Below are 13,088 nucleotides of genomic sequence, written 5' to 3' on the forward strand. Positions count from 1 at the left end.
TCTACTTATTTATAATTAAGCTTTCGCCTTATCTCTATTAGCACATTCACAATTTGTACCACATTTTCCGTAAAGCACTGTCGTTTTTTCATCTTCAAAATGACCGATTGTTCCTTCACATACTTGGCATACAATTGTTCCCATTTTTCATTTCCCCCTAAGTTTATGGTCCTAAAAACTTTTAGCTGTCCATTTCCTATCAATTATTGGGCTTTTGTATGCTCTGTGTGATCACATCCGCAAGATCCACATTTCCCGTAAAGTACCGTTACTTTTTCATCCTCGAAGTGTGCAATTGTACCTTCACAATCTTGACATACGATCGTTCCCATTTTTCATTTCCCCCTAAGTTTATAATCCCAAAAACTTTTTTGTAACCGCTTAACTTTCTGTCTTCATTTTAATATGTTATACTTTTTACGTCAATAGGTTTTTAGTATAACACATTAAATATTTTAAATTTAAATTAGTATGCGATATTCAAATAAAAAACAGCCATATTTATACGTACGACTGTTTTACATTAATTATTCTTCATACTCCGCATGCAAAGAAGTAGATGGGACTAAAAATTTGAAAAACTGAGCTAACTCTACCGCTTCCTCTTCTGATCCTAATTTAAAAATCTCCTGTATATGTTGAACATTTTCTACATCATCTCGCCCAAGTAAAGTAGACCTTCCTGTTTGCATGCAAACAATGAGTGGCTTTCCAAAAAACATATTTGTATAAATAACACCAAAATCATAACGAGTATCATGTGTCATAAACCCCAAAAATCGTACCTTCACACTTTCATGCTCATCATACAATTTTTCAAACATCGGTTTCCACCTTTCTCCATCACCTTTCATTAGTATATTAAACAAAAAAAGGAATACTCCTTTTAATTGTCAAAAAATTCAGTAGGATGTAGAATAATAGTATTCTACTAAGGTTAGGGGGAACTTATATGCAACATGCCTTTATTACGCTTGTACCTAAATCCAATCAACAATCTGTTTCAATAGATGAAATAAAACAACTTTTTCATTACTATCAAACAGTTACTTCCAAAACTGGTGTTCAAATTAATTACGCTTATACAAATACCGCTTTTCCTTATGAAATTTTAGATACATCAGCAACAACATTAAAACTACAATCTACTCACGATCGATATGACTCCATTTATGTTGGTGTTGGTATTGAAAAGGAACAATCTTATATTCAGATTTCTTTACCACCTAATGCAACATTTGGTGATAAAGGAAAAGCAAATGAATTTTGCCGTTTTCTAGCGAAGAAATTAGAAGGAGAATTACAATTATTTAATGGAAGAACGATGTATTTCTATAAACGTTAATTTAAAAAATAGAAAATATGATTAAGAAAAGTATGCAATTTGAACACGTAAGGAATAATGACTGCTTTCTAGTTTGCAATACAAAATAAGCGATTACATATGCTAAATAAAGAAATACAAAAAATAGAATGACTTTGTAATGCAACTTATCACCATTTGATAATGCTAATACAACAGAAAAACCACTCCATAATAATAAATGATAAAATATAACATGCAATATTCTCATGAAACCTTCTCCTTTGACATGCTCTATTTTATTAATATATGGGATTAAGTTTGAATCAATTACTTATTATACGAAAGCGTATATATGGCTTTTGGATTAATATATGTTCTAACGATTCAATTAAAGTATTATATATTCATTCGACAAGTACATATAAAGACCTTGCAAGCCATTTTTTATTAAAATAAAAAATAGCCCATCTCTTTAAATAAGAGATGGGCTATTTTCATTACTTAAATTATTTTACAATGTGAATTGGCATTCCAAGAGCAACTTCAGCTGCTTCCATTGTGATTTCACCTAATGTTGGGTGAGCGTGGATTGTTTGAGCGATATCTTCTGCTGTCATTCCAGCTTCGATAGCTAAACCAATCTCAGAGATAATATCAGAAGCGCCTGCACCTGCAACTTGAGCACCTACAAGAAGACCATCTTCTTTACGTGTTACAAGTTGTAGGAAACCGTCAGTGCTGTTTAATGATAATGCACGACCGTTAGCAGCGAATGGGAACTTAGATACAGCTACTGTCATTCCTGCTTCTTCAGCTTGTTTCTTAGTGTAACCAACAGATGCTAATTCTGGATCAGTGAAGCATACTGCAGGAATTCCGATGTAATCGATTGCTGATGCATGGCCACTAATTACTTCAACAGCTACTTTACCTTCGTAAGAAGCTTTGTGAGCTAATGGTGGTCCAGGAACGATATCACCGATTGCATAGATGTTTGGTACGTTTGTACGACATTGCTCATCGATTTCGATGATGCCGCGGTCAGTCATTTTAACTCCAACTTGCTCAAGACCGATTTCTTGAGTGTTTGGACGACGACCTACAGTTACTAATACGTAATCTGCTTCTACAGTTTGGATTTCACCTTTAACTTCAAAGCTAACTTTTACGCCAGTTTCTGTTTCTTCAACGCCTTTAGCCATAGCTTTTGTATGGATATTTACGTTACCTTTCTTTTGAAGAGCACGTTTAACAACAGAGCTCATAGCTTTTTCGAAACCAGCTAAGATTTCGTCGCCAGCTTCTACTACAGTAACTTCTGTACCGAAGTTAGCATATGCAGTTCCTAATTCCATACCGATGTAACCGCCGCCGATTACAACAAGTTTTTTAGGAATTTCAGGTAAGCTTAAAGCACCTGTAGAGTTGATAACACGTTTAGAGTATTTGAATCCTGGAATTTCGATTGGTGTAGAACCAGTTGCAAGAACAGCATTTTTAAACGTATACGTTTGTGCTGCATCTTCAGTCATTACGCGTAATGTGTTAGCATCTACGAAGTAAGCTTCACCGCGAATGATTTCAACTTTGTTACCTTTAAGAAGGCCTTCAACACCGCCAGTTAATTTCTTAACTACGCCGTTTTTCCATTCTTGAACTTTTGTAAAGTCAACTTTTACGTTCTCTGCAGTAATACCCATGTCATCAGAATGCATTGCATTCTCATAACGATGACCTGCATTGATTAACGCTTTTGAAGGAATACATCCAACGTTTAAGCATACGCCACCAAGGTTAGCTTTTTCGATAATTGCTACCTTTTGACCTAATTGTGCTGCACGAATTGCCGCAACGTATCCACCAGGACCTGCACCAACAACGACTGTATCTAATTCAATTGGGAAATCTCCTACTACCATTGTTATTACGCCTCCATTACTAATAATTGTGGGTCATTCAATAGACGTTTAATTTGGTTTAATGCTTTTTGAGCAGTTGCGCCGTCAATTAAACGATGGTCAAAGCTTAGAGATAATGCTAATACTGGAGCTGCAACGATTTCACCGTTTTTCACAACTGGCTTCTCAGCGATACGGCCGATACCAAGGATTGCTACTTCAGGGTGGTTGATAACTGGAGTGAACCATTGTCCACCTGCAGAACCAATGTTTGTGATTGTGCAAGAAGCACCTTTCATTTCAGCCGGAGCTAAACGACCATCACGTGCTTTACCAGCAAGATCATTGATCTCGTTAGAAATAGTGAAGATAGACTTGCGATCTGTATCTTTAACAACTGGTACTAATAGACCTTTGTCTGTATCAGCTGCGATACCGATGTTGAAGTAATGTTTATGAACTACTTCTTGAGAAGCATCATCTAAAGAAGTGTTTAACATTGGGTATTCGCGTAATGCAGATGTTAAAGCTTTAACAACGTATGGAAGGTAAGTTAATTTAATACCTTTGTCAGCTGCAACAGCTTTGAACTTCTTACGGTGAGCAACAAGCTCAGTTACATCAACTTCATCCATTAATGTTACGTGAGGAGCTGTATGCTTAGAGTTAACCATTGCTTTTGCAATCGCTTTACGGATACCACTCATTTTCTCACGAGTTTCTGGATATTCACCAGCTGGGATTGGTTGTGCTTTTGGTGCTTCTTCTTTCGCTGCTGCTGGAGTAGCTTCTACTGCTGCTGGAGCCTCAGTTGCTGCTACTGCTTGTCCACCATTTGCAAATGCATCGATGTCAGCTTTTACGATACGGCCGTTCTTACCAGAACCAGCTACTTTATGAATGTCTACGCCGTTTTCACGAGCATATTTACGAACAGATGGCATAGCGATTACGCGCTCATTTACTACTTCTGCAGTTGCTGCTGGAGTAGCTTCCGCTGCTGGAGCTTCTACTGCCGCTTCTTCAGCTTTTGGAGCTTCATCATGATCGTCACCTTTAAATTTAAGGTTTTCGTATCCAGGAGCATCAAATTTAATTAATGTATCTCCTACAATTGCAACTGTTCCTTCTTCTACAAGTACTTCAAGTACTTTACCTTTAACAGGAGAAGGGATTTCTACTACTGCTTTATCATTTTGTACTTCAAGAAGTACATCGTCTTCGTTTACTTCATCGCCTGGTTTAATAAACCATTTTACGATTTCACCTTCGTGGATACCTTCACCGATATCTGGTAGTTTAAATTCAAATGCCACGGAATTCAGCCCCCTGATTCATTTCATTATTATGGAATATGTACAAAAGAAACCAGCATGTGCTGATTTCTTTTGCACATGAAAAACTAAAAATTAGAAGTTCATTACTTTGTTAACAGCTTCAACAATATCTTTATGGTTTGGTAACCATACGCTCTCAGCTTGAGAGAATGGGAATACTGTATCAGCAGCTGCAACACGTACAACTGGAGCTTCTAAGTTTAAGATTGCACGGTCGTTAATTTCCGCTACAACGTTAGCTGCAATACCAGCTTGTTTTTGTGCTTCTTGAACTACAACTACGCGGCCTGTTTTTTCAACAGAAGCGATGATTGTTTCGATATCTAATGGTTGAACTGTACGTAAGTCAACTACCTCTAAAGAGATACCTTCTTTTTCAAGTTCTTCAGCAGCTTTTAATGCAGCATGAACCATAGCACCGTAAGCGATAACAGATACATCTGTACCTTCACGTTTGATATCAGCTTTACCTAAATCAATTGTGTAGTCGCCTTCTGGTACATCTTGACGGAATGAACGGTACAATTTCATATGCTCTAAGTAGATAACTGGATCGTTGTCACGAATCGCAGAGATTAAAAGACCTTTTGCATCGTATGGAGTAGATGGAATAACAACTTTTAGACCAGGTTGTTGAGCCACTAATCCTTCTAAGCTATCAGCATGTAGTTCAGGAGTATGAACACCGCCACCGAATGGAGAACGAATTGTTACTGGAGCAGTCCAACGTCCACCAGAACGGTAACGCATACGAGCTAATTGACCAGAAACTGAATCCATTACTTCATAAATGAAACCGAAGAATTGGATTTCTGGAACTGGACGGAAGCCTTCTAATGCAAGTCCAACTGCAAGTCCACCAATACCAGACTCTGCAAGTGGAGTATCCATTACACGATCTTCACCGAATTCAGCTTGTAAACCTTCAGTAGCACGGAATACACCGCCGTTTACACCAACGTCTTCACCAAACACAAGTACGTTAGGGTCATTTTTCATTTCAACGCGTAAAGCATCAGTGATTGCTTGAATCATTGTCATTTGAGCCATGGCTTACTTCGACTCCTTTTCTTTGTAAATTTCATATTGTTCAGCTAAGTTGTAAGGCATTTTTTCGTACATGATTTCCATTAAATCAGTAACTTTTTGTTTTGGAGCTTGGTCAGCCTTAGCAATTGCTTGTTTGATATCTTCTTTTGCTTCTTCGATTACTTTCTCTTCAACTTCTTGAGACCATAGGCCTTTGTTTTCTAAGAATGCACGGAAGCGTACGATTGGATCTTTTTGTTCCCATTCGTTCTCGATATCTTTTGTACGGTAACGAGTTGGGTCATCACCAGCCATTGTATGTGGACCGTAACGGAATGTTAAAGTCTCGATTAAAGTAGGACCTTCGCCGTTTACTGCACGCTCACGAGCGAAAGCAGTTGCTGCGTATACAGCTAATGGATCCATACCGTCTACTTGAATTCCGTAAATACCTGCTGCTACTGCTTTTTGTGCTACAGTTTTAGCTGCAGATTGCTTTTCTACTGGAGTAGAGATTGCATAACGGTTGTTTTGTACAACGAAGATTGCTGGAGCTTTGAATGCACCCGCAAAGTTCATACCTTCGTAGAAGTCACCTTGTGAAGCACCACCGTCACCAGTGTAAGTAATTGCAACAGATTTTTTACCACGTAGTTTCATACCTAACGCAACACCAGCAGTTTGGATGATTTGCGCACCGATAATGATTTGTGGAGCAAGTGCATTTACATTCTCAGGCATTTGGTTACCCATGAAATGTCCACGAGAGAATAAGAATGCTTGGTATAATGGTAAACCGTGCCATACTAATTGTGGCACATCACGATATCCTGGTAAGATGAAATCTTCTGCTTCAAGTGCGAAATGACTTGCTAATTGAGAAGCCTCTTGTCCAGCTGTTGGTGCGTAGAAACCTAAACGTCCTTGACGGTTTAAAGAAATAGAACGTTGATCTAGTACGCGAGTATACACCATACGGCGCATTAATTCTTTTAATTGATCATCAGATAATTCAGGCATAGCTGCTTCATTCACAACTTCGCCTTTTTCATTTAAAATTTGTAATGTCTCAAATTGAGCTGCGATAGCTTTCATTTGCTCATCAACATTAAATAGGGTCTTTTTTGTTTTAGTACCCATTCCGTTCACCTCTTCCTCTCTTGAACCATATTCTGAAACGCTTTCACTATCTATTAGCTAGACTGAAAACGCAACAATGTAAACCAACAAATTTATCTGTCGGTTGAGAATAATTTTGTGTACCTAACAATCTGTACTAATGTTTTTTCAGAAACATATTAATACAATCTTGATCACGTTTTTTAGTTTACAACTATTCTAATTACGATGTCAATTACTTTGGTTACGTTTTTTTATAAATAATCTGCAGGTTTCTTCTACACAAACGTGTTTTTATTTTTCACATCTGTATTAGTAAGCATTAACCTACTGTTATATTATTCCCTTTTCAACTTATTTTTTCTCTTAGAATAATATGTAAACGATTTAATTCTCTTTAGTTTTTCTCTCTTCTTAGCAAAAATATACAAACTCTTCTTCCTTTTATAGGTAATTACCCATACATTTCTACTCTTCCCTCCATACATTATAGTAACCGCAGTGTTAGCGGGAAATGATAAAGGAGGTCATCTCATGTACGGATACTCATATTGCTATCCAACTTGTTCAAATCCTTCCTACGGTTATGGCGGTTCTTGTGGCGGGTCTGGACGCGGCTTCGCCTTAATCGTTGTGTTGTTTATTCTTTTAATTATCGTTGGTGCTGCTTGCATTCGCTAATGTAAAATGAAACAACTATGGAAAGAAACAGACGGCTTTGCCGTCTTTTCTTTTTATTACATACATAAATATTCTATAGTAAAACACTTTCCAAAGTGCTTCCCTACTTGTCGATGACTTTTTCCACCTCCTTTGGTAGACTAAAGAAGAAAGGAGAGATTACATATGCTTACAATGAAAGATGTAATTCGCGAAGGAGATTCTATTTTGCGCAACGTTGCAGAAGAGGTATCAATGCCGGCGAGCGAAGAAGATACAACTGCCCTTAAAGAAATGATTGAATTTGTAATAAATAGCCAAGATCCTGAAATGGCTGAAAAATATAGTTTGCGCCCTGGAATCGGATTAGCTGCTCCACAAATCGGTATTTCAAAGAAAATGATTGCGGTTCATGTAACTGATACGGACGGTACGTTATATAGTCATGCATTATTCAACCCAAAAATCATTAGTCATTCTGTTGAACGTACATATTTACAAAGCGGGGAAGGCTGTCTATCAGTAGACCGCGAAGTACCTGGTTATGTCCCTCGTTACACAAGAATTACAGTGAAAGCAACATCTATCAACGGTGAAGAAGTAAAATTACGTTTAAAAGGTTTACCAGCAATTGTATTTCAGCATGAGATTGACCATTTAAATGGTGTTATGTTCTATGACCACATTAATAAAGAAAATCCATTTACTGCTCCTGACGATTCAAAACCTCTAGAGCGATAATAAAAAAAGGCGGAAGTTAATCTTCCGCCTTTTTTTATGAAATGGGTTCCATATTCACTTATAGCAATCCAGCCCATTTTAATCCATGATATATGCCGTCTTCACTAACATCCTTTGTCACATGATTTGCAAGTTTTTTCAAGTCTTCATGACCATTACCCATCACAATACCTGTCCCAACTGCTTCGATCATTTCTAAATCATTTAAGCCATCTCCAAATGCATACACTTGTTCACGGTTAAATCCTAATTTTTCAATGAATTTCTCAATTCCTTTTGCCTTCGAACCACCATTCGGAATAATATCCATTGAATATGCATGCCAGCGAATAAAATGAAAGTCTGGGTAATGATTAATAAACTTTTCCTCTTCATTCACTTCACAGAAAAGAAGTGTTTGATAAATATTACGTTTCTCATAGAAATCAGGTTCATATGCCGGATGCTCAAAATTTAAGCTTCCAAAACCTTCTTTCACATAATCATGATATTCCACTGATGCTCTCATTTCTTGATGATCCAGATATACAAGTGGATATCCTTCTTGTTTTGCAAACTGAGTAAACTTATGTAAGGCAGCTGGATGTAACGGGTTATTAAATATTACCTCATCTTCAAATACAACGTACTGTCCATTAAAGCTAACATAATTATGTATATTGAGTTCCTCACGAATATCTTCAAACATAAATGGCGCACGTCCTGTCGCAATTGCTACATGCACACCTTTTTCTTGTAAATGTCTTACTGCATCTCGTGTAGATTGCGGAATCTTCTTATCGTGATCTAATAATGTTCCATCAATATCAAAAAAGACAATTTTATCATTCATTTGTCAAAATCCTTTCCGTTACTCTATATTCCTATTTTGATTATCACTTTTCAAATTCTAAAAAAAAGTATAACATATTAAACATCTGTGAAGAAAGCGTTCACTTTCTGACCTTATTTATCAAACCTGCATATATATATTAGTAAAAAATGTGGATACTTGTTCGTATGAATTTTCTTTTCTATTCTTTCTCATACTATACCTATAACTAACGGCTACTAATCGTTACTATAGAATAACTTTTCCTGTATGAGAAAGGACAAGATTCAACATCCACTTTTGTCTTCTTTCTTATGTCAGAGACGGAGTTTTCACTAGTAATATGCATGTTTAAAATAAGGAAAGGAAGGAGTAATCATGCTGAAGAAGCTGAAGAAAAAGCTCAAGCGTTATTTAAAAGATCTAGTCCGTAAAAAGACAATCGCTTAAATTGTGCCCATTTCGGGCTTTTTCTTCATTCTCATTCGAAAAAACATGAAAATCGTGACTGTTTGCTTTATAATAAGTAACAGATAATGCAAAACATAGACAAGGAGAGGTTTTCCAAATGATTTTTAAAGTATTTTATCAAGTAAAATTGACTGAGGTTCCAGTACGTGAAAATACAAAAGTTTTATATTTAGAGGCTACGTCTGAAAAGGATGTTCGTAAGAAATTAAATAAGTTCGCATATAATATCGAGTTCGTTCAGTCTGTTACTGGTGCTCATCTTGAATATGAAAAAGAAAACGCTGATTTAACATTAGCGGAAATCGTATAGTCATATGAAATTTCTAAAGAATGATCAAGCTGCCGTTTTTGCTTTAGGTGGACTTGGTGAAATCGGTAAAAATACATATGCTGTTCAATTTCAAGATGAAATTATTATTATTGATGCTGGAATTAAATTTCCAGAAGACGAACTCCTCGGAATCGATTATGTAATACCAGATTACACTTATTTTGTGCGAAACGAAGATAAAATTAAAGGATTATTCATTACACATGGTCACGAAGATCATATCGGTGGAATTCCTTACTTATTACGTCAAGTAAACATCCCGATTTATGGTGGAAAATTAGCAATTGCACTAATTAAAAACAAATTAGAAGAGCACGGATTACTTCGTAAAGCAAAACTTTATGAAATTCAAGAAGATGATGTTATTAAATTTAAAAAGACATCTGTTTCCTTCTTCCGTACAACTCACAGTATCCCAGATTCATACGGAGTTGTTGTGAAAACACCTCAAGGACAAGTTGTTCATACTGGTGATTTCAAATTTGATTTCACACCAGTCGGTGAACCAGCAGACTTAACAAAAATGGCTGAAATCGGAAAAGACGGTGTACTTTGTCTCTTATCTGATAGTACAAACAGTGAAGTTCCAAACTTTACAATGTCTGAGCGCCGTGTTGGTGATAGTATTCAAGATATTTTCCGCAAAGTAGAAGGTCGTATTATCTTCGCAACCTTTGCATCAAATATCCATCGTCTACAACAAGTTGTTGAAGCAGCTGTTGAAAACAATCGTAAAGTGGCTGTATTCGGTCGCAGTATGGAAGCAGCGATTGAAATCGGACAAAACCTTGGTTATATTCGCTGTCCGAAAGATACATTCATAGATACATCTCAACTAAACCGCCTACCAGCTAATAAAGTTGTTATTTTATGTACAGGTAGTCAAGGTGAGCCAATGGCAGCACTTTCACGTATTGCTAATGGTACTCATCGTCAAATTCAAATCATTCCTGGCGACACAGTTGTTTTCTCTTCTTCTCCAATCCCTGGTAATACAATTAGTGTAAGTCGTACAATTAACATGTTGTATCGTGCTGGTGCTGATGTAATCCACGGAAAACTGTCAAACATTCATACGAGTGGACACGGTGGACAAGAAGAACAAAAACTAATGCTTCGTCTAATTAAACCGAAGTATTTCATGCCAATTCATGGTGAATATCGCATGCAACGTATGCATATGAAGTTAGCAAACGATTGTGGTATTCCAGAAGAAAACTGTTTCATCATGGATAATGGAGATGTTCTCGCTCTTCGTTCTGATGAAGCAAGCGTGGCTGGTAAAATACCATCTGGCTCTGTCTATATTGACGGAAATGGTATTGGAGATATCGGTAATATCGTATTACGCGATCGTCGTATTCTTTCTGAAGAAGGACTTGTTATTGTAGTTGTAAGCATTGATATGAAAGAGTTTAAAGTTGCAGCAGGACCTGATATTATCTCACGTGGTTTCGTGTATATGCGCGAAAGTAGTGATTTAATTAATGATGCTCAAACATTAATTACAACTCATTTAGAAAAAGTAATGGAGCGTAAAACAACACAATGGTCTGAAATTAAAAATGAAATTACAGACACATTAGCACCATTCTTATATGAGAAAACAAAACGTCGCCCAATGATTTTACCAATCATTATGGAAATATAAGAAAAAGGACAATACCTTCATGGTATTGTCCTTTTCTCTTATCTTAAAAAGTGTTTAAAACGATCTACTTCATCGTCATGACCAATTACAATTAATATATCTCCCGCTTGAATGTTTTCCGTAGCTCGAGGAGATACAATAACTTCTTTACCACGTTTAATCGCTACAATATTCAATCCAAACTTCGCACGAATATCTAATTCGATTAAAGAATGACCATCAATTTTTTTATTTGCAATAATCTCTACAATACTATGCTCATCTGATAGCTCAAGATAGTCTAATACATTACTTGATGCAATATTATTAGCAATCCTTTTTCCCATATCACGCTCGGGGTGCACAATGTGGTCTGCACCTATTTTACTTAACACTTTTTCATGGTAATCATTTTGAGCTTTTACAGTAATATTTTTTACACCTAACTCTTTCAGAATTAATGTTGTTAAAATACTTGAATTTAAATTGTCTCCAATAGCAACGACTACATGATCAAAATTACGAATACCAAGACTTTTTAATACCATCTCATCTGTTGAATCTGCAATTACAGCATGTGAAGCTATATTTGCAAACTCATTAATTTTATCCTCATCTGAATCAATTGCCATTACTTCCATACCTAATTGAGCGAGTTCTCGGCAAATACTTCCACCAAAACGTCCAAGCCCAATGACAGCAAATTCTTTCTCTTTTTCACCCACAGGAATTCCTCCAATAACATCGAATACTATGTATTTTTATTGTAACATACTTTAGATTTGCTACAAAAACCTGTATATCATTCTTATTTTTGTTTTTGCATATAAAAATACTGTTGTAAATAAAATGCGATACTGAAAATTAACATACCAAATACGAATATATTTCCAAATGAACTAAATGTTTCAAAAACGAATAATAACGTTTCTTGTCCGAAGAAAGCAAATAATAGTTGTGTAAATGCGAATAGCAATGCCAATATATAATGATGTTGATGGAATAAATAATGTGTTGCACCTAAAAAAGCGATAAACGAAATGATGAAAATCCACCAATTTTCTAAAAACAGTTGCCAATTAGTAAATTGATATCCATTTACTAATATCGCAATAATTCCTATAACAGCCATCGTTGGCACACTCCAAAATAATGCTCGCCCTCTAAAGAAGCGTGTTCCTTTAACATCACCTTTTTCATGTGCAATGTATGTGAGTACTACCGTACTTATGTACAAAACTGAAAGAATTGTTAAAACGATAATAAGCCAAAAATGTAATTGATAATACTCATGCTCTATGTTTGTCACGATAGCCGCTAACATACACGGGATTAACATTCCAGTCCAACCATCTACTTTTCTTTCATTCCAAAACACTGTGTTACCAATCCGTATCCCTAACAACATAAAAATAATGATACCTAGTACAAATAATGTCGTTTTATTCCCTACTAAACTCGTCGAGAAAGCAATTAATCCAATAAATAAAAAGAGCACAAACCCATTCATAATTTCTAATACAGGTGATAAATATCTTTTCACCCATTTATATGTTTCGTCATATTCGTGATTATCTACTAAACGGTAGGCATAAAAACTTATCCCAAAATACACCGCCGCAATAATAACATACGCATATAAGACGAAACACAACATTGCACTGCTAATTTGCACGTAATTCCCCACCCTTTTTTCTATGTTTCACCTTGATTTTACACACTTTCTACACGAAATGTAAACATATATAAGCTAGT

General features: G+C 36.1%; 16 protein-coding genes. 5 read left to right on the forward strand and 11 right to left on the reverse strand.

The features are described 5' to 3' along the window. Positions 1–15: 15 nt before the first annotated feature. The 3 genes from J0835_RS19395 to J0835_RS19405 form a co-directional block, all read right to left on the reverse strand. Positions 16–144: a GapA-binding peptide SR1P gene (locus J0835_RS19395; RefSeq protein ID WP_064474947.1), complete on the reverse strand. Its 129-nt coding sequence runs from the start codon at positions 142–144 to the stop codon at positions 16–18. A 59-nt stretch (positions 145–203) separates the two neighbouring features. Continuing rightward, the gene (locus J0835_RS19400) at positions 204–332 is read right to left on the reverse strand and encodes a GapA-binding peptide SR1P (protein WP_000536778.1); all 129 of its coding nucleotides are present in this window, start codon (positions 330–332) and stop codon (positions 204–206) included. Positions 333–527: 195 nt separating this feature from the next. Continuing rightward, positions 528–824 carry a DUF3055 domain-containing protein gene (locus J0835_RS19405; protein ID WP_087982715.1) on the reverse strand — a complete coding sequence of 99 codons (297 nt, stop codon included), beginning with the start codon at positions 822–824 and terminating at the stop codon, positions 528–530. 128 nt (positions 825–952) lie between these two features. Here J0835_RS19405 and J0835_RS19410 point away from each other — a divergent pair, with 128 nt between their 5' ends. Next, complete coding sequence (locus J0835_RS19410; RefSeq protein ID WP_087981725.1) at positions 953–1,345, forward strand: DUF1885 family protein; 393 nt, start codon at positions 953–955, stop codon at positions 1,343–1,345. 1 nt (position 1,346) lies between these two features. Here the strand turns inward: J0835_RS19410 and J0835_RS19415 are convergent, their stop codons facing one another. The 5 genes from J0835_RS19415 to pdhA all read right to left on the reverse strand — a co-directional run bounded on the left by J0835_RS19415 (position 1,347) and on the right by pdhA (position 6,710). Then, positions 1,347–1,574 carry a hypothetical protein gene (locus J0835_RS19415; protein ID WP_087981726.1) on the reverse strand — a complete coding sequence of 76 codons (228 nt, stop codon included), beginning with the start codon at positions 1,572–1,574 and terminating at the stop codon, positions 1,347–1,349. Positions 1,575–1,812: 238 nt separating this feature from the next. Continuing rightward, positions 1,813–3,225 carry a dihydrolipoyl dehydrogenase gene (lpdA, locus tag J0835_RS19420; RefSeq protein ID WP_000260105.1) on the reverse strand — a complete coding sequence of 471 codons (1,413 nt, stop codon included), beginning with the start codon at positions 3,223–3,225 and terminating at the stop codon, positions 1,813–1,815. A 5-nt stretch (positions 3,226–3,230) separates the two neighbouring features. Further along, positions 3,231–4,520 carry a pyruvate dehydrogenase complex dihydrolipoyllysine-residue acetyltransferase gene (gene pdhC, locus J0835_RS19425; RefSeq protein ID WP_071713168.1) on the reverse strand — a complete coding sequence of 430 codons (1,290 nt, stop codon included), beginning with the start codon at positions 4,518–4,520 and terminating at the stop codon, positions 3,231–3,233. A gap of 93 nt (positions 4,521–4,613) precedes the next feature. Next, complete coding sequence (gene pdhB / locus J0835_RS19430; RefSeq protein WP_000068162.1) at positions 4,614–5,591, reverse strand: pyruvate dehydrogenase complex E1 component subunit beta; 978 nt, start codon at positions 5,589–5,591, stop codon at positions 4,614–4,616. Positions 5,592–5,594: 3 nt separating this feature from the next. Further along, positions 5,595–6,710 carry a pyruvate dehydrogenase E1 component subunit alpha gene (gene pdhA / locus J0835_RS19435; protein WP_000536893.1) on the reverse strand — a complete coding sequence of 372 codons (1,116 nt, stop codon included), beginning with the start codon at positions 6,708–6,710 and terminating at the stop codon, positions 5,595–5,597. A gap of 513 nt (positions 6,711–7,223) precedes the next feature. Between pdhA and J0835_RS19440 the strand changes: the two genes are divergently transcribed. Beyond that, a complete protein-coding gene (locus J0835_RS19440) occupies positions 7,224–7,370 on the forward strand; it encodes a YjcZ family sporulation protein (protein ID WP_000274561.1) in 147 nt (48 codons plus the stop codon). A gap of 165 nt (positions 7,371–7,535) precedes the next feature. After that, on the forward strand, positions 7,536–8,090 hold the full coding sequence (gene def / locus J0835_RS19445) for a peptide deformylase (RefSeq protein WP_087981727.1): 555 nt from the start codon (positions 7,536–7,538) through the stop codon (positions 8,088–8,090). A 58-nt stretch (positions 8,091–8,148) separates the two neighbouring features. On the opposite strand, the gene J0835_RS19450 is transcribed toward def, so the two are convergent. Next, complete coding sequence (locus tag J0835_RS19450; protein WP_000998280.1) at positions 8,149–8,922, reverse strand: Cof-type HAD-IIB family hydrolase; 774 nt, start codon at positions 8,920–8,922, stop codon at positions 8,149–8,151. A gap of 547 nt (positions 8,923–9,469) precedes the next feature. Between J0835_RS19450 and J0835_RS19455 the strand changes: the two genes are divergently transcribed. Both J0835_RS19455 and rnjA read left to right on the forward strand, forming a co-directional pair. Further along, complete coding sequence (locus J0835_RS19455) at positions 9,470–9,682, forward strand: DNA-dependent RNA polymerase subunit epsilon (RefSeq protein ID WP_000576445.1); 213 nt, start codon at positions 9,470–9,472, stop codon at positions 9,680–9,682. Positions 9,683–9,686: 4 nt separating this feature from the next. Further along, positions 9,687–11,354 (forward strand): ribonuclease J1, encoded by a 1,668-nt coding sequence (gene rnjA, locus J0835_RS19460; protein ID WP_000670372.1) that lies wholly within the window; start codon positions 9,687–9,689, stop codon positions 11,352–11,354. Positions 11,355–11,392: 38 nt separating this feature from the next. On the opposite strand, the gene J0835_RS19465 is transcribed toward rnjA, so the two are convergent. Together J0835_RS19465 and J0835_RS19470 are read right to left on the reverse strand one after the other, a co-directional pair. Beyond that, positions 11,393–12,058, reverse strand: a complete 666-nt coding sequence (locus tag J0835_RS19465) for a potassium channel family protein (RefSeq protein ID WP_000504032.1) — start codon at positions 12,056–12,058, stop codon at positions 11,393–11,395. A gap of 83 nt (positions 12,059–12,141) precedes the next feature. Continuing rightward, positions 12,142–13,008, reverse strand: coding sequence for a hypothetical protein (locus tag J0835_RS19470; RefSeq protein WP_046956446.1), 867 nt, complete (start codon positions 13,006–13,008; stop codon positions 12,142–12,144). Positions 13,009–13,088 lie beyond the last annotated feature (80 nt).

The sequence above is a fragment of the Bacillus cereus group sp. Sample62 genome, assembly GCF_036851315.1.
Lineage (GTDB): Bacteria > Bacillota > Bacilli > Bacillales > Bacillaceae_G > Bacillus_A > Bacillus_A wiedmannii.

Bases quoted from the DNA above. Each gene is read 5' to 3' on its own strand.
- J0835_RS19395 (WP_064474947.1), bottom strand. From the start codon at position 144: ATGGGAACAATTGTATGCCAAGTATGTGAAGGAACAATCGGTCATTTT.
- J0835_RS19400 (WP_000536778.1), bottom strand. From the start codon at position 332: ATGGGAACGATCGTATGTCAAGATTGTGAAGGTACAATTGCACACTTC.
- J0835_RS19405 (WP_087982715.1), bottom strand. From the start codon at position 824: ATGTTTGAAAAATTGTATGATGAGCATGAAAGTGTGAAGGTACGATTT.
- J0835_RS19410 (WP_087981725.1), top strand. From the start codon at position 953: ATGCAACATGCCTTTATTACGCTTGTACCTAAATCCAATCAACAATCT.
- J0835_RS19415 (WP_087981726.1), bottom strand. From the start codon at position 1,574: ATGAGAATATTGCATGTTATATTTTATCATTTATTATTATGGAGTGGT.
- lpdA (WP_000260105.1), bottom strand. From the start codon at position 3,225: ATGGTAGTAGGAGATTTCCCAATTGAATTAGATACAGTCGTTGTTGGT.
- pdhB (WP_000068162.1), bottom strand. From the start codon at position 5,591: ATGGCTCAAATGACAATGATTCAAGCAATCACTGATGCTTTACGCGTT.
- pdhA (WP_000536893.1), bottom strand. From the start codon at position 6,710: ATGGGTACTAAAACAAAAAAGACCCTATTTAATGTTGATGAGCAAATG.
- J0835_RS19440 (WP_000274561.1), top strand. From the start codon at position 7,224: ATGTACGGATACTCATATTGCTATCCAACTTGTTCAAATCCTTCCTAC.
- def (WP_087981727.1), top strand. From the start codon at position 7,536: ATGCTTACAATGAAAGATGTAATTCGCGAAGGAGATTCTATTTTGCGC.
- J0835_RS19450 (WP_000998280.1), bottom strand. From the start codon at position 8,922: ATGAATGATAAAATTGTCTTTTTTGATATTGATGGAACATTATTAGAT.
- J0835_RS19455 (WP_000576445.1), top strand. From the start codon at position 9,470: ATGATTTTTAAAGTATTTTATCAAGTAAAATTGACTGAGGTTCCAGTA.
- rnjA (WP_000670372.1), top strand. From the start codon at position 9,687: ATGAAATTTCTAAAGAATGATCAAGCTGCCGTTTTTGCTTTAGGTGGA.